The sequence below is a fragment of the Catellatospora sp. TT07R-123 genome (assembly GCF_018327705.1).
Lineage (GTDB): Bacteria > Actinomycetota > Actinomycetes > Mycobacteriales > Micromonosporaceae > Catellatospora.
Map to the genome: position 1 here is coordinate 4,366,750 of NZ_BNEM01000001.1, position 18,131 is coordinate 4,384,880.

Sequence of the window (18,131 nt, forward strand, 5' to 3'; positions counted from 1 at the left end):
GCATGATCGACAGCGGATGCGCGCGGCACGGAGGCGCGGCCGGCGGGGCTAGCGCGTGGCGGGGTTAGCGCGCGGCAGGCGGTCGGCGAGGGGTGGGGGTCAGGCGCACTTGCCGGTGCCGACGGCGGTGGTGCGGGTGCGGCCCATCAGGGCGACCGTGGCCGCCTCGTCGGCGGTGACCGCGTAGCCGACGTTCGGGTCGTCCGCGGCCGCGGCGAAGATCACGCCGAGCACCTGGCCGTCGGCCGAGACCAGCGGGCCGCCGGAGTTGCCGCTGCGCACCAGGCCCCGGATGGTGTAGACCTCGCGGGTCACCGTGCCGTCCTCGTAGATGTCGGGGCCGGTGATGTCGCCGACGTCGCGCACGCGCGCCGACTGCGCGTTGTACGGCCCGTCCAGCGGGTAGCCGAGCACGATCGCGTCGGAGCCGGTGCGGGCGGGCGAGTTGGCGAACCGCATCACCGGCGCGGACAGGTCCGGCACGTGGATGACGGCGAGGTCGCGCTCAGGGTCGTACACGACGACCCTGCCGTTCAGGCGCGTGCCGTTGACCTCGACCCGGATGGTCTTGGTGCCCGCGACCACGTGCGCGTTGGTCATCACGTGCTCGTTGGCGAACACGAACCCGGAGCCCTCGATGCGGCGGCTGCAACTCGGGGCGCTGCCCAGCACCTTGACCACGGACTTCTTGGCGTTGAGCACGATCTGCGAGCCGGCCAGCTTCGGGTCGGGGGCGGGCACCTCCTTGACCCGGGTGGGCACCAGGTCGCCGAAGACCTCGGGGAAGCCGTTGGTGTCGACGGTCTCGCGCAGCGCCTCGGTCAGGTTCTTGGCCTCGCCGGGCATGACCTTGTCGATCACGCCGAGCACCAGGCTGTTGCGGACCGCCTTGGCCAGCCACGGCTGGCCCGCGTCGCTCAGCGGCACCGCGACCAGCCAGGCCACCATGGCCACGGCCAGCACCGAGACCACGGCGCCGCCGAGGTCGTCGACGTGCTGCCCGGCCGGGTTGGTGATCGCGCGGCGGACCTTGCCGCCCCACCAGCCGGCCAGCGACTGGCCGAGCACGGCCAGGCCGAACACGGCGATCAGGGAGACGATCAGCTTCAGCGCGCCGTCGGAGACCAGGCCGGCGACCAGCGGGCCGAGTTGCAGGCCGAGCAGGGCGCCGCCGAAGAAGCCGGCGAAGGAGAGCACGCCCACGACGAAGCCCTGCCGGTAGCCGCTCATACCGAAGAGCAGCAGCAGGGCTAGCAGGACCACGTCGACGACCGACATCGGTTCAGCCTACGGAAGGGGAATCGGGGTTGCCACTAACCGGCGTGACGTGTGGCGGCGCCACCACCTCGGGCAGGCTCTCCACGCGGCTGGTGTCCCACGGACGGGACCAGCCGCCGAGGTCGAGCAGCGTCGACAGCACCCCGGCGGTGAAGCCCCAGACCAGCATGCCCCGGGCGTGGAAGGCCGGGCCGATCCAGCCGCTGCGGTGCCGCACCCGGACGCGGTGCTGCGGGTCGGCGAGCTCGGCCAGCGGCAGCCGGGCGACGTGGGCGACCTCCTCCGGCTGGTGCGCCCCGACCGGGTGCGGTGCGTGCCACCAGGCCAGCACCGGCGTGACCAGGAAGTCGGTCACCGGGATCCACAGGGTCGGCAGCTCGGCCAGGACGGTGACGCTGGCCGGGTCGAGGCCGACCTCCTCCTGCGCCTCGCGCAGCGCGGTGGCGGACGCGCCGGTGTCCTGCGGCTCGACCGCGCCGCCGGGGAAGGCGGGCTGGCCCGCGTGGGTACGCAGGGTCGCGGCGCGCTGCATGATCAGCACGTCGGGTCCGGCGCCGGGCTCGTGCTCGTCGGCGAGCAGGATCAGCACCGCGGCCGGGCGGCCGCCGTCCTCGGGGGTCGGGATGCGGGTGAAGTCGACGGCCTCGACCGTACGCAGGTTGGTGAGCAGCGGCTCCAGCCACTGCGGTGGAGTCGGGCTCACGCCGCCGCGGGCGCTCATGCGGCGGCGCCGAAGTGCTGCTCGACCAGGCTGTCGAGGGTCTCGCCGGTCAGCGCCGTCCCGTGGTAGACGCTGGCGCGGCCGTCGGCGCCGACGAACAGCGTCAGCGGCATGCCGTTCAGGCCGAGTCCGGCCAGCAGGCGGCCGTCCTTGTCGTACAGGGTGCGCATGCTGACCTTGAGTTCGTCGGCCAGCCAGGAGGCGCTGTCGCGGGTGTCGCGGCCGATGACGCCCAGCACCGGCACCCGGCCGGAGTCGGCCAGCCGCTGGAGTGCGGGCAGCTCGGTGCGGCACGGGAGGCAATATGAGGCCCACACGTTGATCACCAGTGGGCCGCGCAGCGCGGCGAGGTTGACCTGCTGCCCGCCGGCCATGCAGTCGAGGTCGAGGTCGGGCAGCGCGACGGTCTTCGGCCGGGGCTGCCCGGTGGCGGGCGGGGACGGGCGGGACGGGTCGGCCGGGCCGTACGGCGCGCAGGCGGCGAACGGCTGCGGCACCGGCTCTTCCGACGGCGGGGACCCGGTGCACCCGGCCAGCAGCGACAGCAGCGCCAGCGCCGGGAGCACGCGCCTCACGCGGCGACCTCGATCCCGGCCAGCGCGGCGATCTCCGCCGTGCGCGGGCCCTTGAGCAGCTTGACCGCCTCCAGCGGCGAGGTGGGGCCGGTGCCGTACGACGGGCACATCGGCGCGAGCGGGCAGGCGCCGCAGGCGGGCTTGCGGGCGTGGCACACCCGCCGCCCGTGGAAGATCACCTGGTGCGACAGCATCGTCCAGTCGCGCTTCTCGACCAGCGCCCCGACCGCGTGCTCGATCTTGACGGGGTCGCTCTCCTCGGTCCAGGCCCACCGGTTGACCAGCCGCTGGAAGTGGGTGTCCACGGTGATCCCGGGCTTGCCGAAGGCGTTGCCGAGCACGACGTTCGCCGTCTTGCGGCCGATGCCGGGCAGCGTGACCAGCTGTTCGAGCGTCTTCGGCACCTCGCCGTCGAAGCGTTCGACCAGGTTGCGCCCCAGCCCCATGAGGGACTCGGTCTTGTTCCGGAAGAAACCGGTCGGCCGGATCATCTCCTCCAGCTCGACCCGGTCGGCCCCGGCGTAGTCGGCCGCGGTGCGGTACTTGGCGAACAGGGCCGGGGTGGTCATGTTCACCCGCACGTCCGTGCACTGGGCGGACAGGATCGTCGCCACGGCCAGCTCCAGCGGCGTGGTGAAGTCCAGTTCGCAGTGCGCGTCGGGGTGGATCACGGCCAGCTCGCGCGCCATCCTGCGCACGCGCCGCTTGCGCCCGAGCTCGGTCTCCGGTTTCACCGCTGCCACGGCAGAGAGCCTACGTCGCGGGTGCCGCGATCGACCCGTCGGCGGAGACGCGCGCCCCGTTCGCGCCGAAATCCTGCTCGGTCATCTGCTTCATCAGCTTCAGCGCGCGCTCGTCCTTGTCGGGCTGCGGGATGCCGTACGACCCGGAGAAGTAGGTCGAGCGGAACCGCCCCGAGGCGAAGCTGCCGTCCGGCTTGAGCGAGACGGTGAGCACGCCGCCCCAGCCGACCCGGTCGCCGCTGCTCAGCGCGCCGCCTCCGGCGAAGTTGCCCAGGCTGTACGCGATCAGGCGCCCCTTGTAGAACTCCAGGCCGCGCACCACGTGCGGCCCGTGCCCGATGATCAGGTCGGCGCCGGCGTCGATCACCGCGCGGGCGAACTTCATCGGGTCGCCCCGGTTCTCCCCCAGGAAGAACTCGGTGCCCGGCCGGACGTGGCTCTTGTCGCCGCCCTCGGCGCCCATGTGCACCTGCACCACCACGATGTCGGCCTGCGCCGCCGCCTGCGAAACGACCTTCTTGGCCGAGGTGAGGTTCAGCAGGCTGTTGTTCCCCGAGTACGACGAGAAGCCCAGCACCGCGATCTTCACCCCGTCGACCTGCACGATGGTGATCTCATTGGTCTCGCCGGTGTGCTTGAGGCCGAACTTCTCCAGCGACTGCTGGGTGTTGGCGTAACCCGCGTTGCCGTAGTCCTTGCCGTGGTTGTTGGCCATGTTGAGCAGGCTGAACCCGGCGTCCTTGAGGTGCCCCGCGTACGACGGGGGCACCCGGAACTGGTGGCAGTTGTTCTTCGGGCTGGGGCTCGCGCCCGGCGCCGGGCTGGCGGGGCTCGGGTTGGCCGCCGGCTTCGGGCACTTGCCGGTGCCGGTCTCGTCGGTGATCGGCTGTTCGAGGTTGCCCATCACCACGTCGGCGGGCAGCAGCGACTTGACCTTGTCGAAGTAGCCCCGGCCGTCGTTGGGCGGCAGCTTGCCGGGCGCGTCGCCCATCACGATGTCGCCGGTGGCGGACAGGCTGATGGTCTTGCCCCCGGTCGGCGCGGCGGCGGACGCGCTGGCGGCGGCGGACGGGCCGGCCGCGACCGGGTCGTGCCACTGGCCCACCCCGGCCGAGGACGTGGTGGCGGTCACCACGAGCGCGACCACTGTGACAAGAAGCACGACACCGCCCGCCGCGGACGCACCGGGGCGGGCGCGCAGCACGCTGCGCAGCCGCGCCACGACCGACGGTCGAGCATCCATGCCCGTCGCAGCGATCGAGGTGGCCGGTCGGGGGTGGGGGGTGGGCTGGTCAGCAGGGGTGAGGGGCTCTGTCGACATCGCCGCGGACTCTACCCGCGGCGCGCCACCTGCGACATCGGTCGACCGCCGCGGATTCTGGGGGTTGGCGTCCGGTTGGGGACCGGTTGCGCCTAGACTGACCTCGCGCGGCGTATGGCGGTCCCACGCACCCCGCGCCGATGGAGGTATGGCGATGGACGAGGTGCTGGCTCGCAGCGGAATCTTCCAGGGTGTCGACCCGGAGGCTGCGGAGGCGCTTGCCCGTGAGATGGAGACGATCGAGATCCGCAAGGGCGAGATCGTGTTCAACGAGGGCGAGCCTGGCGACAGTCTCTACATCGTACTCTCCGGCAAGATCAAGCTGGGTCGCCGCGCCGCCGACGGCCGGCAGAACCTGGTCTCCGTGATGGGCCCGTCGGACATGCTCGGCGAGCTGTCGCTGTTCGACCCCGGCCCGCGCACCGCGACCGCCACCGCCGTCACCGACGTCCGGCTGGCCCGGCTGCGCAAGCAGGCCCTGCGCCCGTGGCTGAACAACCGCCCGGAGATCGCCGAGCAGCTGCTGCGGGTGCTCGCCCGCCGCCTGCGGCGGACCAACGACGCGCTGGCCGACCTCATCTTCACCGACGTGCCCGGCCGCGTGGCCAAGAACCTGCTCCAGATGGCGGGCCGCTTCGGCACCCGCGACGGCGGCGTGCTGCGGGTCACCCACGACCTCACCCAGGAGGAGCTGGCGCAGCTCGTCGGCGCCTCCCGGGAGACCGTCAACAAGGCGCTGGCCGACTTCGCCTCGCGCGGCTGGCTGCGGCTGGACGGCAAGAGCGTCATCATCCTGGACCCGGAGCGGCTGGCCCGGCGCGCCCGCGTCTGAGCCATGCCAAATAGGGTAAAATCGGGCATATAGTATCGCTGAAGTGTCGGGAACCTGTCCCTGACACGTCAGCCCCTGGGCGGACCTCGTTGGTCACTGTGGTCGCGAACCTCGCACCTTGGCGAGCGGCTAGACGTGTCCACAGTGACCGATCGTGCGGTGACCCAGCTCCCCTGCCCGGGTGACGGGACCACCTCTCACGCCGCCTCGATCGGTCGGTCGGATGTCTCCGACGATCGAAAGAGGTCCTCACCACTATGAACACGTGGGTTCGACGTTCCCTGAAGGCCGGTGCGCTCACCGCCGGCGCGGTCATGGCCACGGGCACCGCGGCGTACGCGGAAGCCAGTGTCATCAGTGCCGGCAACACCGGCGTGCTGAACGGCACCCAGGTCTTCGCCCCGATCCAGGCCCCGATCAACCTGTGCGGCGTGGCCGTCGGCGTCGCCGGTGACGCGCTCGCCGGCTGCGAGGGCGGCAGCGCCGCCGAGCTGGACGGCGTCTACGACGCGCACCTGATCAGCACCGGCAACCACGGCATCCTCAACGGCACCCAGGTCTTCGCGCCGATCCAGGCCCCGATCAACGTCTGCGGCGTGGCCGCGGGCGTGCTCGGCACGGCGGCCGCGTTCTGCGACGGCGGCGCCTCCGCCGAGCAGCCCGGCCACCACAACCCGACGCCGGGGCACTACCCGACGCCGCGGCCGCGCCCCCGGCCCGACCAGGGCCACGGCCACAACTGCGGGTGCGGCCACCACGACCACGACGGGTACGGCAGCCGCGAGTCCGCGCCCACCGAGGGCCTGCCGCTGGTCGGCAGCCTGCCCCTGGTCGGCGGCCTCGCCGGCGGCCTGCCCCTGGTGGGCGGCCTGACCGGCGGCGGCCTGACCGGCGGCGGCCTGACCGGCGGCGGCCTGCCGCTGGTGGGCGGCCTGGGCGGCCTGCCCGTGGTCGGCGGCCTGGCCGGCGGCGGTCTCGGCAGCGGCCTGCCGCTCGTCGGCCCGCTCCTGGGCGGCCTGTCCGGCGGCCAGAGCGCCGCCCGGGGCACCGACAGCATCGACCTCGGCGCCCTGGACGCGGTCGGCACGGTCGACCGCTTCGACACCGAGAGCGACGACATCGACCACAGCAGCGGCGGCACCGGCGGCGGCACGGGTCACAACGGCAACAACGGCGGCGGCAGCGGTGGCGGCAACGGCCACCACCCGGACCCGCGCCCGCGCCCGCGGCCCCAGCCCTGCACCGACCACAACCACCAGGGCGACCACGGCCGCCACGCCCGGCACGACCACGACGTGAACCTGGTCAGCACGGGCAACCACGGGATCCTCAACGGCACCCAGGTGTACGCGCCGATCCAGCTGCCGGTCAACGTCAGCAGCGTGGCCGTCGGCGCCCTCGGCGACGCGGCCGCCTGGAGTGTCGGCGGCGCCTCGGCGCGGCAGTAGACCCCGGCCCTGCCCGCCGGGCCGGCCCGAGGACACTCTCCCGTCACTCCGGACCGACCAGGCAAAACACTGCACCGCCTGACCCGGCGGGCAGGCCGGACAACGAACACGGCGCTCCGCCACGTTCCATACGTACGGACCCCTTTCGCTGAGTAGTCCGCACGAGCACCACCCGACGTCCCCCGGGGACGGGCTACCCATCCGGCCCGCTCCCCGGGGGACGTCCCGTTTCCGGGCTCACCGGGTCGGTGGGTCACCGGGTCGGTGGGGTTCGTGCAGTTTCGGGGAAAGTGCAGGAATGCCGCCCATGATTCGCGCAGTTTCCCCGAAACTGTCGCCTCACCTCCGCCCGTCGGGCGGCGGGGGCGGAGTGGGGGCGCGTAAGGAAGGGCACCTTCTACCTCGCATTGCGAGAAGGAGGTGCCCTTCCTTTTGCGTGCTAGGCGGGGGCGGGGGCGAGCACGGCCAGGAGCGCGCCGGTCGCGACCAGCGCTCCGGGCCGCACCGTCACCTGCGACACGATCCCGTCGGCGGGCGCGTGCACCGGGTGCTCCAGCTTCATCGCCTCCAGCGTGAGCAGCAGGTCTCCGGCGCCGACGCGCTGTCCGGGCGCGACCAGCACCCGCCCGACCGCGCCGGGCAGCGGCGCGGTCAGCGCGCCCTCCTCCAGCTCCTGGACGGGCAGCGGGAACCGGGGCAGCCGCCGCAGCGCGAGCGAGCCCTCGGCGCTGTCGACGTACGACATGTCGCCGGCGCGGTGCACCTGCAACGCCAGCCGGATGCCGGCCACGTCGAGCACGACCTCGGTGCCGGTGGCCGAGACCACCGCGACGGGCGGGTGGTCGTCGAGCACGCCGACCTGCCCGAGCCCGGCGAGGTCGAGCTCCTCCGGGTCGACCGCGCGCACCCACCACTGGGCCAGCGCGCCGGTGCCGTCGAGGCGGTAGCCGACCTCGACCGGGCCGGCGGGGCCGTCGTACACGACGGTCTGGGCGACGGAGGGGACGTTGCGCCAGCCGGACGGGATGCCGCGCTGGAGGCAGGCCCCGGCGCGGCGGTCGGCGGCGGCGGCCAGGGCCGCGGCCAGGCAGCTGAGGCGTACGGCCTCGACCGACGACAGCAGCGGGGCGAACACCTCGGGCTGGCGGTCGAGCAGGCCGGTGTCGATCTGGCCGGTGAGGAACGCGGGGTGGCGCAGCACGCGTACCAGCAGGTCCCGGTTGGTGACCAGGCCATGGATCCGGGTACGGGCCAGCGCCCCGGCGAGCATCCGCGCCGCCTCGTACCGGGTGGGCGCCCAAGCGATGATCTTGGCGAGCATCGAGTCGTAGTGGACGCCGACCACCGACCCGGCCTCGATGCCGGAGTCGACCCGGATGCCGGGCTGGAGCATCGGCCGGAACCGGCCCGACACCTCGGGCACCTCGAACAGGTGCACCTGGCCGGTGGCGGGCAGCCAGTTGCTGGCCGGGTCCTCGGCGCACAGCCGCACCTCGATGGCGTGCCCGCGCATCGGCGGCGCGCTCGGGAACGGCAGCTGCCCGCCCTCGGCGAGGAACAGCTGGAGGCGCACCAGATCCAGGCCGGTGACCAGCTCGGTGACCGGGTGCTCGACCTGGAGCCGGGTGTTCATCTCCAGGAAGTAGAACTCGCCGTCGGGGCTGAGCAGGAACTCGACCGTGCCGATGCCGACGTACCCGATGGCCTCGGCGACCGCGACGGCGGCCGCGCACAGGTTCTCGCGCAGTTCGGGCGAGACGGCCGGGGACGGCGCCTCCTCCAGGATCTTCTGGTGCCGCCGCTGGATCGAGCACTCGCGCTCGCCCAGGGTGATGGTGTTGCCGTGCTCGTCGGCGGCGATCTGCACCTCGATGTGCCGGGCCTGCTCGACGTAGCGCTCGCAGAAGACGGTCGAGTCGCCGAACGCGCCGAACGCCTCCCGGCGGGCCGAGGAGACCGCCTCGCCGAGCGAGTCGGCGTCGCGCACGATGCGCATGCCCCGCCCGCCGCCGCCGATGGCGGCCTTGACCAGCACCGGGAACTCGTCGACCGTGAGCGGGTCGGTCCAGCTCGGCAGCACCGGCACCTCGGCCTCGGCCAGCAGCAGCTTGGCGTCGATCTTCGACGCCATCACCGAGATGATCTTTGAGGACGGTCCGACCCAGGTCAGCCCCGCCTCGGTGACCATCGCGGCGAAATCGGCGTTCTCGGCGAGGAAGCCGTAGCCGGGGTGCACCGCGTCGGCGCCGGTCTTGCGGGCCGCCGCGAGCAGCAGGTCGCCCCGCAGGTACGTCGCGCTCGGCGCCGACCCCGGCAGCTGCACCGCGTAGTCGGCCTCGGCCACGTACGGCGCGTCGGCGTCGGCCGACGAGTAGACCGCCACCGTCTCGACGCCGACGGCGCGGCAGGTCGCGAAGATGCGCCGGGCCACCTCGCCCCGGTTGGCCACCAGCAGTCGGCGGATCATGGCCTCACCTCTCGGTCTGCGGAAGCGGACCGGGCGACCACCGACAGGCAGATGCCGAGCACGGTCCGGGTGTCCCGGGGATCGATCACTCCGTCGTACGGGTCGGACGACAGGTCGCCCACGGGCCAGGTGAACCGGAACCCCGGCCCGGCCACCGCCCAGGCACCGGGCTCCCGCCCGAGCACCACGGTGATCCGGTCGGCCCGGCCCAGCTCGCGCAGCAGCAGCGCCGCATGGTCGCCCGGCCCGGCCACCGGCGGGTTGGCCAGCACCAGCACCGGCATCCGGGCCGCCACGGCGAGCCGCACCAGCTCCGTGCCCTTGGCGGCCGACTCGGCGTCGACCACGGCGTCCGTCCCGGCCAGCAGCGCGACGCGGTGCCCGTGCACGGCGCCGAACCCGGCCAGCAGCCCCGGTCCCTGCTGCGGGCGGAACTCGTCGAAGTCGGACCCGTCCAGCACCCGGGCCAGCACCTCGCGCGCGTCGGCCGGCCGGTCCGGATCGGCGCTGGCCACGGCGAGCAGATCCTCTGCCTCGTACCGGGGTGGCACGCCCTCGACCGCGGGCGTCGGCGGGCGGAAGGTCACCAGCCGCCGTACGCTCTGCCGCAGCAGCCGCAGCGCGTCGCGGTCGTCCTCGGCGACCAGGTCGACCCGCACCGCCTCGGCCCGGCCGCGCACCACGATCGCGTGGTCGCACAGGTCCGGCAGCGGTGCCAGCCAGGCGTCGAGCGGGCCGAACACCCCGCACAGCACCGGCGTGGCCAGCCGGCTCAGCTCGGCGAGCGCCGGATCGGGCGCGGCGGGGCGGCCCGCGTCGGGCGTCGCCTCCAGCAGCAGCACCAGCGGCAGCAGCTGCCGCCCGGCCAGCTCGACGGCGCGGGCCAGCTTGCGCCGCCCGGCCAGTGCCGGGTCGCCGTCGCGCACCGTCGGGTCGCTGGCCACCAGCATGCACTCGACCCCGTCGATGATGCCCACGGCCGTGACCAGGCCCGCGCCCGCGGGCTCGCCGCCCGCCCGGCCCGCCGTGGCGGCCAGTTCCAGCAGTGCGGAGTCGCTGTCGACGAGCAGTTCGATCCGCTCGCGCGGCAGCAGCTTGCCGCGCGCGTGGTGGCGGGTGACCTCCTTCTCGCCACCGCCGTCGCGGGCCTGCCCGTGCGCCTGCTCCAGCAGCCGCAGCGCGGCCTGGGCGGTGCTCCGGTTGTCGAGGAAGGAGGGCGCGCGGGGGTCCAGCGCGGTGTCGAGCGTCGCCATGGTGAACCTGCTCTCCGGCTTGGTGACACCAGAGCAACGAGCGGTTCAACGCTGCCGACACGCACCCGGCGGCGAGTCACCCTCCGACACGACCCCCACCAGCAACGATGCTGCAGCTTCCCCGAAACTGCAGCAATCGGGACGGTGATACCCGCAGTTTCCCCGAAACTGCGGGTATCACCTACCGAAGAGGTTGTCGAGGAAGCCGCCGAGGCCGCCGCGGCGGGGTTCGGGGACGTGGACGGTGGGCTGGTCGGCGCCGGCGGACCCGGTGTCGCGGCCGGGGGCGTTCTTGTCGGCGGCGTCGAGGTTGACGGCGGCGAGCAGCTCCTCCAGCGCACGGGCCGTGGGGCGGTCGTCCGGGTCGTTGGCCATGCCCTGGCGCAGCACCTCGCAGAGGGAGGCGGGGACGTCGGGCAGGTCGGGCACCGGCAGCGCGAACATCTCGATGAGGGTGAGCAGGCCGGGCGGGCTGTCGCGCTCCCAGCGCGGCGGGGCGCCCCGCAGCAGGGCGTACAGGGTGGCGCAGAGCGCGTACACGTCGCCGGCCGCGGCGGGGTCGGCGCGGCGGAACGCCTCCGGCGGGGCGTACGCGGGGGTCATCACGTCGAGGGTGATGTCGGGGTCGCGCAGCTCGGCCAGGATGGCCAGGCCGAAGTCGGCCAGCGCGGGCTCACCGAAGTGGCTGATCAGGATGTTGGCGGGCTTGACGTCGCGGTGGACCACGCCGCGCTCGTGCGCGTCGGCCAGCGCGTCGGCGATCTTCACGCCGATGTCGCGCACCTCGTGCGGGTTCAGCGGCATCCGGTCCTGGTACGACCCCGCGTACAGCTCCATGATCAGGTATGGGTGGTTGTCCTCGGTCACCCCGGCGTCGAACAGGTCGGCCACGTGCGGGTGCCCGGACATCTTGCCCGCCGCCCGCGCCTCGCGCAGGAACCGCGTGCGGTCCCGATCGGAGTCGATGGTCCGGTTCTCGATCTTGACCGCCACTTCGCGGCCCACCGATCCCTGCACCGCACGGAAGATCGTCGCGTAGCCGCCGACGGCGAGCAGCGACAGATCGGTGAGGCCGGGAATCTTCGGCCCGGCCGGCGGGGTGTCAGTCACGCGCTAGACGGTAGCGCTTCGCCCTTCGCTAACGGCACCCCATGTCGCCAACGCAACGCCGCGTTCGCTCGCCTGCTGCGTCTCCTCTGCCATCGCACGCGCCTGGGCAGCGGCTTCGACCGCCTCGGCGTCGCGGCCCGCCGCGGACAGCACTTTCGCGTACGTCACCGCGGACCGCACCCGGCTGCGCACATCGACGGCCGGCAGCGTCTGGGCCAGCTCCGCCGCGGCCAGCGCGGCCGCGATCTGCCCGTCGGCCAGCAGCGCCTCGCTGTACAGGGCCACGCCCTGGCGGCGGGAGTAGAGCATCGACGGTCCGTGCGGCGCGGCCGCGATCGGGGCGAGCAGCCGCAGCGCCATCGGCGCGTCCCCGGCCGCCAGCCGCGCGGCGGCCAGCAGCGCGCGCGGGCCGACCCGGGCCGGATCGAGCACGCCGTACGGCGAGACCATGGTCAGCACCGAGCGGGCGTCGGACTCGGCGGCCTCGAAGTCGCCCCGGTCCAGCGCCACGAAGCCGCGCACCGTCCCGGCCATGCCGACCAGCAGCGGGTGCCCGACCTTCTCGCCCTCCTCCAGGGCTTCGGCGAGCAGGTCCTCGGCGTGGCCGTACTCGCCCAGCCCGCGGGCGACGACCCCGCGCGCGACCAGCGCGAACCCGCGCCCCCACACGTCCTTGGCGGCGGCGAAGTCGCGGTAGGCGCGCCGCGCCTCCCGGTCGGCCTCGCCGAGGTCGCCCAGCTCGGCGGCGGCGAACGCGGCCACGGCGCGCAGCGTGCCGACCGCCCACGCCTCGCCGACCCGCTCACCGAACGGCAGGAACACGTGCGCGAGCCGCTGCGCCTCGGTCAGCCGCCCCGCGAGCAGCCGCGCGAACGCGGTGGTGCCGCGCAGCCAGGCCCGGCCCACCGGGTCGCGGGTCTCGGCGAACAGCCGCGCCGCGCGGGCCAGGGCCGCGTCGGCCCCGGCGAAGTCGCCCCGGGTGGTGGTCACCCAGGCCAGGTTCTGCAGCGACCAGGCCTGCGACTTGCGGTCGCCCGCGCTCACCGCGATCTGGTACGCCCCGGCGAACCGGCTGGACGCGTCGCCCAGCCGCCCGCTGAGGAAGTCGGCCATGCCCAGCCGCCGCATCGCCTCGGCCCGTTCCCCGGGCAGGTCGGCGTCGGTGGCCGCCTTCAGCGCCTCCGACCACAGCCGGTACGCGTGGTCCGGGTCGCCCTGCGCGACCTGCCCGCGCCCGCCCAGCAGCAGCGCCCCGGCACGCACGCGCGGGTCGTCGGCGGCGTCGGCGATCAGCTTCTCGGCGTCGTGCAGCGCCTCGGCGATGCGGCCGTACTGGAGCAGCGAGCGGGCGTGCACGAGGCGGTCGGGCAGCGGCAGGGCGCCGGGGGCCAGGCGCGCGGCGCGCGTGCCGTACGCCACCGCCTCGGCGGGTTCGCCCGCCTGCCCGGCCCGGCGCGCGGCCCGGCCCAGTGCCGCCACACCCAGCGGGGCGACCTGCCGGGCGGGCACGTCGGGACGCAGCCGCACGGCGTCGGCCAGCCGGGTGGCCCGCTCGGCGTGCTCGGCCACGAACGAGTCGCGCACGTCGTCGGCGACCCCGGCCAGGCCGGGCACGGTCCGTCCGGACGAGACCGTCACCTGCGTCTGGCCCGGCGCGGCCCAGCGGGCCAGGAACGCGTGCCGGTCGGCCAGGTCGGCCTTGCCGACGCCCGCGTACGCGGCCTCGCGCAGCAGCGGGGTGGCGAAGGCGAACCCGCCCCGGACCCGGCGCAGCATGCGGCGTTGCAGCAGCTCGTCGACGGCGCGTTCCAGCTCGACGGCGACCACGGCGGCCGGGCGGCCGTCGCGGCTGGACCGGCGCTCGCGCAGCGCCTCCAGCGCCCCGGCGGGCACCGCGTCGCCGACGACGGCGGCGTCGCGCAGCACCGCGCGCGCCTCGGTGGGCAGCGCGTCGATGCGCGCGGCCAGCACCGCGGCCAGGTCGCGGGAGAGCAGCGTCGCGTCGAGCGAGCCGGGGGTGAGCCGCCAGCCGGCCGTGTTCGGGGCGGCGGGCAGGCCGCGCTGCGCCCCGGCCTTGGTCAGCGCCCCGCGCTCCATCAGCAGCGTGACGAGCTCGGCCAGGTAGAACGGGTTGCCCTGCGCGGTTGTGAGCAGCCGGTCCTCGTCGGCCTGCGGCAGCCGCCCGCCCTTGAGGTACGCCGTGAGCAGCCGGGCCGCGTCCGCGCCGCGCAGCGGCGGCAGCGCCGTCGCCTCGGCGTCGGCGACCCGGGTGAGCTGCCCGGCCCGGCGCACCAGCTCCGGGCGGCCCAGCAGGATCACCAGCGCCGGGCCGGTGAGCTCCTCCAGCGCGAAGCCGAGCGCGTCCAGCGTCTCCGGGGTGCCGTCGTGCAGGTCGTCCACGATCACGACGAGCGGGGACTCGGTGGACAGCGCGTCGAGCAGCCGGGCCACGGCGACGGCGAGCACGGCCGTCTCCCGGCCGGGCTGCTCCGGGTCGTCGCCCGAGACGCCGTGCCACTGGGCCAGCTCGTTCGGGTCGGCGTAGCCGAGCAGCGCCAGCAGCGCCTCGACGTCGACGTTGACCGGGCGGCCGGGCTCGCTGCGCTGGGTGAGCCGCGCGGCCAGGCGGCGCAGCCGCTCCTCGGCGACCGGCCGGGTGACGGCGGTGTTCGGGTCGGCGGGCAGGCCGACGGCCAGGCGCACCAGGTCGGCCAGCGGCGCCAGGCGGCGGCGCTCGCCGTACGCGGCGCAGCGGACCGACAGCACCCGCGCCTGGGTGCGGCTGGCGAAGCGGCCCGCGCTCACCTCGTACCCGTTGGCGAAGCGCTCGACCTCGCTGGCGAACCGGGACTTGCCGATGCCCGCCTCGGCGGTGAAGACCAGCACCCGCGGCTCGTCGCGATCGACGACCTCGGCCAGGCGGCCGGCGACCCGGCCCAGCTCGGCCTCGCGGCCGACGAACGGCCCCTCCTCGCCCAGCCCGGCCCGGCTGCCCCGGGCGTCGTGCAGCCCCAGCAACTCGTACGTCTCGACCGGCTCGCGCTTGCCCTTCAGCCGCAGCGGCCGCAGGGTGCGCCAGCCCGCGACGGACTGGGTCGCCGCGACAGTCCGCGCCCCCGCGTAGACGGCGCCGACGGCAGCCGCGTCGGCCAGCCGCGCGGCGGTGTTCACGGTGTCGCCCATGACCGTGTACTCCAGCCCGGCCTGCACGCCGGCGACCACCGGCCCGGTGTTGATCCCGAGCCGGAGCCCGGTCGGGGCGCTGCCGCCACGCTCGTCGTCGAGCACCCGGCGCACCGCGCGATGCATCGACAGCGCGGCCCGCACCGCCCGCTCGGCGTCGTCCTCGTGCGCCACCGGCGCGCCGAAGACGGCCATGATGCCGTCGCCGGTCAGCTTGTCCACGTGCCCGCCGAACGTCTTGACCGCCCCGGCCAGCGCGGACAGCACCCGGTCGACGACCGCGCCGACCCGCTCCGGGTCCAGCCCCTCCGACCAGGAGGTGAAGTCGGAGAGGTCGCCGAAGAGCACGGTGACGACGCGCCGCTCGGTGGCGGGCAGGGTCGCCGCCGCGGGCAGGGCCGCGCCGCAGTGGTGGCAGAAGCGGGCGGCCGGCACCGGCACGGTCCCGCAGACAGGGCAGGTCATGGCGTCTTCACAGCTCGCTCAACGTTTCGAGGTAGGCAAGTTGTGCCCGCACGGTCCACTCGGCGGCGAAGCGCAGCGCCGGGTCGACGTCGGCGTAGACGACCTCGCAGACCTCGGTGGGGGTGCGCGCTCCCTGGACGATCGCGGCGCGCACCTGGTCCAGCCGCTCCAGGCGGTGGCTGCGCAGCCAGGCCGCGGCGGCGGCGCAGTCGGGCAGCACCGGGCCGTGGCCCGGCAGGCCCGGCACCGGGTACGCGCTGAGCTGGTCCAGGCTGGCCAGGTATGCCCCGACGTCGCCGTCGGGCCAGGCCACCACGCTGCTGCCGCGGCCGAGGATGGTGTCGCCGGTGAACACGACCCGCTCCGCACCGCGCTCGGCGACGAAGCAGACGGAGTCGGCGGTGTGGCCGGGGGTCTTGAGCTCCCGGACCCAGCCGGGCGCCTCGCCGACGGTCGCGCCGGTCAGCGCCGCCAGCGGGGCGACGCCGTCGAGGTGGTCGGGGTGGCCGTGGGTGACCAGGATCCGGCGGACCGGGCCGGCGTCCATGATCGCTTTGAGGTGGGCCGCGTCGTCCGGGCCGGGATCGATGACCGTCCCGTCGTCGAGCAGCCACGTGTTGGTGCCGTCAAGGGTCATCGGCCCAGGGTTGGGCGCCTTGACCAGGGTCACCCACCCCGGCAGCGCCACCGGGCCCACCTGCTGCGTCATGCCAGCGATGCTACTGAGCTTTCCGCGAACGCCCACCCCTCGGCGTTGTAGCCGACACAAGATCGCCGTTCGGATGCCAACTCCGGCCCACCGGCGCGGGATTCCATCCGAACGGCGATCTAGTTGATCAGTCGGCTATCTCGGCGATCAGCTCGACCTCGACCGGCGCGTTGAGCGGCAGCTCACCGACGCCGACCGCCGAGCGGGCGTGCCGCCCGGCCTCGCCGAACACCTCGCCGAACACCTCGGACGCGCCGTTGATGACGCCCGGCTGCCCGGAGAACCCGGGCGCCGACGCCACGAACCCGGTCACCTTGACGATCTTCACGACCTTGTCCAGGCCGACCAGCCACTCCAGCGCGGCCAGGCCGTTCAGGGCGCAGCGGGCCGCCAGCTCCTTGGCGTGCTCGGGCGTGATCTCCGCGCCGACCTTGCCGGTGGCCAGCAGCTTGCCCTCGGCCATGGGGAGCTGGCCGGAGACGTACACGTGGTTGCCGGTGCGCACGGCGGGCACGTAGGCCGCCACCGGGGGCACCACCTCGGGGACCTTCAGGCCCAGCTCGGCGAGCTTCGCGTACGGGTCAGACATCTTTGTCTCTCCTTGTGTCGCCGCGGCCCCCGGCCGCGGATCTCGCTCAGTCGGCCTTGGGCCGCTTCAGGTAGGCGACGAGCTGCTCCGGGTTGGGGCCGGGCACGACCTGCACCAGCTCCCAGCCGTCGGCACCCCAGTTGTCCAGGATCTGCTTGGTCGCGTGGACCAGCAGCGGCACGGTGACGTACTCCCACTTCGTCATGGCCACAACCTAACCCGCACCACCCCGCCGACCGCCGCCGACCGCGCCGCCGGCGTCCGGCCGCCGCCACAGGGGCCCTGCGGAAATGTGCAGTGTGCCGCTAAGCTGAGCCGCTGCGGGGCCGGACGTGCCACCACCGCAGAGTGACGACCCAGGGGGAGAGCGCGCATGACGCAGCCGAACGACCAGCAGCCGTCTGCCGAGCCGGGCAGCTCGTACCCGCCGGCGGTCGACCCGTACGCGGCTGGCCCGATCGACTACCCCACCGCTACTCAGCCCGCGGTGCCGCTGCCCCCGGCCGCCGCGCCGGTCGAGCCGACCGCCACGCTGCCGGTCGAGCCGCAGCCGACGTACCCGGCCGCGCCCGCCCCGGTGCCGCCCGCGGCTCCGGCCGTGCCGGTGCCGCCCGCGGTCACGCCGCAGCCCACGTACACCCAGCCGACGTACACCCAGCCGACCTACGCCGCCCCGGCCGCGCCGCAGCCGGGCTACAGCGCCCCGACCGCGCCGCAGCCCGCGTTCACGACCCCGACCGCGGCGTACCCGGCCCCGGGCGAGCCCGCGCCGCAGCCCGTGACGGGCCAGCCCGGCTACACCGCCCCCGGCTACACCGCTCCCGGCCAGCCGACCTACCCGACCGCGGCGTACCCGACCGCTGACCAGCCCGTGTCGGCCCAGCCCGGCTACCCGGTCTCCGGCCAGCCCGCCTACCCCGGCCAGCCGGGTTACCCGGCCCCCGGCCAGCCCGGCTACGCGCCGTTCCCCGGCGCTCCGGTGCCGCCGGCGAAGAAGGGCCGCCTGGGCATGATCCTGGGCATCATCGCCGGTGTCCTGGTGCTGCTCTGCGGCGCCGGCGGCATCACGGCGTACTTCGTGCTGCGCAACACCGAGGGCATCGGCGCGCCGACGGCCAAGGAGGCGACGCAGAGCTTCCTCACCGCGGTGTACAAGAACAACGACGCGACCGCGGCCGAGAAGCTGACCTGCGAGGGCGCCCGCGACACCGACAAGATCGCCGCGAAGATCGACCAGATCAAGGCCGACAAGGCGAAGCTGAAGAGCCCGTCGTTCACCTGGGAGACCCCGAAGATCTCCGGGGAGACCACGACCGAGGCGACCGCCGCGGTGACCATCAAGCTGGTCACCAGCGACGAGAAGATGTCCGAGCAGGACCTGACATTGACCCTCGTCAAGCACGAGGGATGGTTCGTCTGCGAGGTCAAGTAGCACCT

15 protein-coding genes are annotated in these 18,131 nt (G+C 74.4%); 3 read left to right on the forward strand and 12 right to left on the reverse strand.

What is annotated here, in order from left to right; genetic code table 11:
- Positions 1-99: 99 nt before the first annotated feature.
- From Cs7R123_RS18885 to Cs7R123_RS18905, 5 genes are read right to left on the reverse strand one after another with little or no spacing between them, the layout of a single operon-like run.
- Complete coding sequence (locus Cs7R123_RS18885) at positions 100-1,278, reverse strand: MarP family serine protease (protein WP_212828235.1); 1,179 nt, start codon at positions 1,276-1,278, stop codon at positions 100-102.
- 4 nt (positions 1,279-1,282) lie between these two features.
- Positions 1,283-1,999, reverse strand: a complete 717-nt coding sequence (locus Cs7R123_RS18890) for a CoA pyrophosphatase (RefSeq protein WP_212828236.1) — start codon at positions 1,997-1,999, stop codon at positions 1,283-1,285.
- Positions 1,996-2,574, reverse strand: a complete 579-nt coding sequence (locus tag Cs7R123_RS18895; protein ID WP_244871913.1) for a TlpA disulfide reductase family protein — start codon at positions 2,572-2,574, stop codon at positions 1,996-1,998. The genes Cs7R123_RS18890 and Cs7R123_RS18895 overlap by 4 nt, the downstream gene beginning before the upstream one ends.
- Positions 2,571-3,317 carry an endonuclease III gene (gene nth, locus Cs7R123_RS18900; protein WP_280517306.1) on the reverse strand — a complete coding sequence of 249 codons (747 nt, stop codon included), beginning with the start codon at positions 3,315-3,317 and terminating at the stop codon, positions 2,571-2,573. The genes Cs7R123_RS18895 and nth overlap by 4 nt, the downstream gene beginning before the upstream one ends.
- Before the next feature lie 10 nt (positions 3,318-3,327).
- Positions 3,328-4,560 (reverse strand): CapA family protein, encoded by a 1,233-nt coding sequence (locus Cs7R123_RS18905; RefSeq protein WP_212829268.1) that lies wholly within the window; start codon positions 4,558-4,560, stop codon positions 3,328-3,330.
- A 232-nt stretch (positions 4,561-4,792) separates the two neighbouring features.
- Between Cs7R123_RS18905 and Cs7R123_RS18910 the strand changes: the two genes are divergently transcribed.
- Together Cs7R123_RS18910 and Cs7R123_RS18915 are read left to right on the forward strand one after the other, a co-directional pair.
- Positions 4,793-5,470, forward strand: coding sequence for a Crp/Fnr family transcriptional regulator (locus Cs7R123_RS18910; protein WP_120317442.1), 678 nt, complete (start codon positions 4,793-4,795; stop codon positions 5,468-5,470).
- A 257-nt stretch (positions 5,471-5,727) separates the two neighbouring features.
- Positions 5,728-6,918 (forward strand): chaplin family protein, encoded by a 1,191-nt coding sequence (locus tag Cs7R123_RS18915; protein ID WP_212828237.1) that lies wholly within the window; start codon positions 5,728-5,730, stop codon positions 6,916-6,918.
- Between the two features lie 439 nt (positions 6,919-7,357).
- Here the strand turns inward: Cs7R123_RS18915 and Cs7R123_RS18920 are convergent, their stop codons facing one another.
- From Cs7R123_RS18920 to Cs7R123_RS18950, 7 genes are all read right to left on the reverse strand, one after another.
- Positions 7,358-9,385 (reverse strand): biotin carboxylase N-terminal domain-containing protein, encoded by a 2,028-nt coding sequence (locus Cs7R123_RS18920; RefSeq protein WP_212828238.1) that lies wholly within the window; start codon positions 9,383-9,385, stop codon positions 7,358-7,360.
- Positions 9,382-10,638 carry a carboxyl transferase domain-containing protein gene (locus Cs7R123_RS18925; RefSeq protein ID WP_212828244.1) on the reverse strand — a complete coding sequence of 419 codons (1,257 nt, stop codon included), beginning with the start codon at positions 10,636-10,638 and terminating at the stop codon, positions 9,382-9,384. The genes Cs7R123_RS18920 and Cs7R123_RS18925 overlap by 4 nt, the downstream gene beginning before the upstream one ends.
- A gap of 177 nt (positions 10,639-10,815) precedes the next feature.
- Entirely contained in the window at positions 10,816-11,748 is a 933-nt protein-coding gene (locus tag Cs7R123_RS18930) for a serine/threonine-protein kinase (RefSeq protein ID WP_212828249.1), read from the reverse strand.
- A gap of 3 nt (positions 11,749-11,751) precedes the next feature.
- Positions 11,752-15,396, reverse strand: a complete 3,645-nt coding sequence (locus tag Cs7R123_RS18935) for an adenylate/guanylate cyclase domain-containing protein (protein ID WP_212828251.1) — start codon at positions 15,394-15,396, stop codon at positions 11,752-11,754.
- Between the two features lie 7 nt (positions 15,397-15,403).
- Positions 15,404-16,105: an MBL fold metallo-hydrolase gene (locus tag Cs7R123_RS18940; RefSeq protein WP_212828252.1), complete on the reverse strand. Its 702-nt coding sequence runs from the start codon at positions 16,103-16,105 to the stop codon at positions 15,404-15,406.
- Positions 16,106-16,232: 127 nt separating this feature from the next.
- Positions 16,233-16,694: a RidA family protein gene (locus tag Cs7R123_RS18945; RefSeq protein ID WP_212828253.1), complete on the reverse strand. Its 462-nt coding sequence runs from the start codon at positions 16,692-16,694 to the stop codon at positions 16,233-16,235.
- Positions 16,695-16,740: 46 nt separating this feature from the next.
- Entirely contained in the window at positions 16,741-16,899 is a 159-nt protein-coding gene (locus Cs7R123_RS18950) for a DUF4177 domain-containing protein (RefSeq protein ID WP_212828254.1), read from the reverse strand.
- Positions 16,900-17,067: 168 nt separating this feature from the next.
- On the opposite strand from Cs7R123_RS18950, the gene Cs7R123_RS18955 reads away from it, so the two are divergent.
- Complete coding sequence (locus Cs7R123_RS18955; protein ID WP_212828256.1) at positions 17,068-18,126, forward strand: DUF4878 domain-containing protein; 1,059 nt, start codon at positions 17,068-17,070, stop codon at positions 18,124-18,126.
- Positions 18,127-18,131 lie beyond the last annotated feature (5 nt).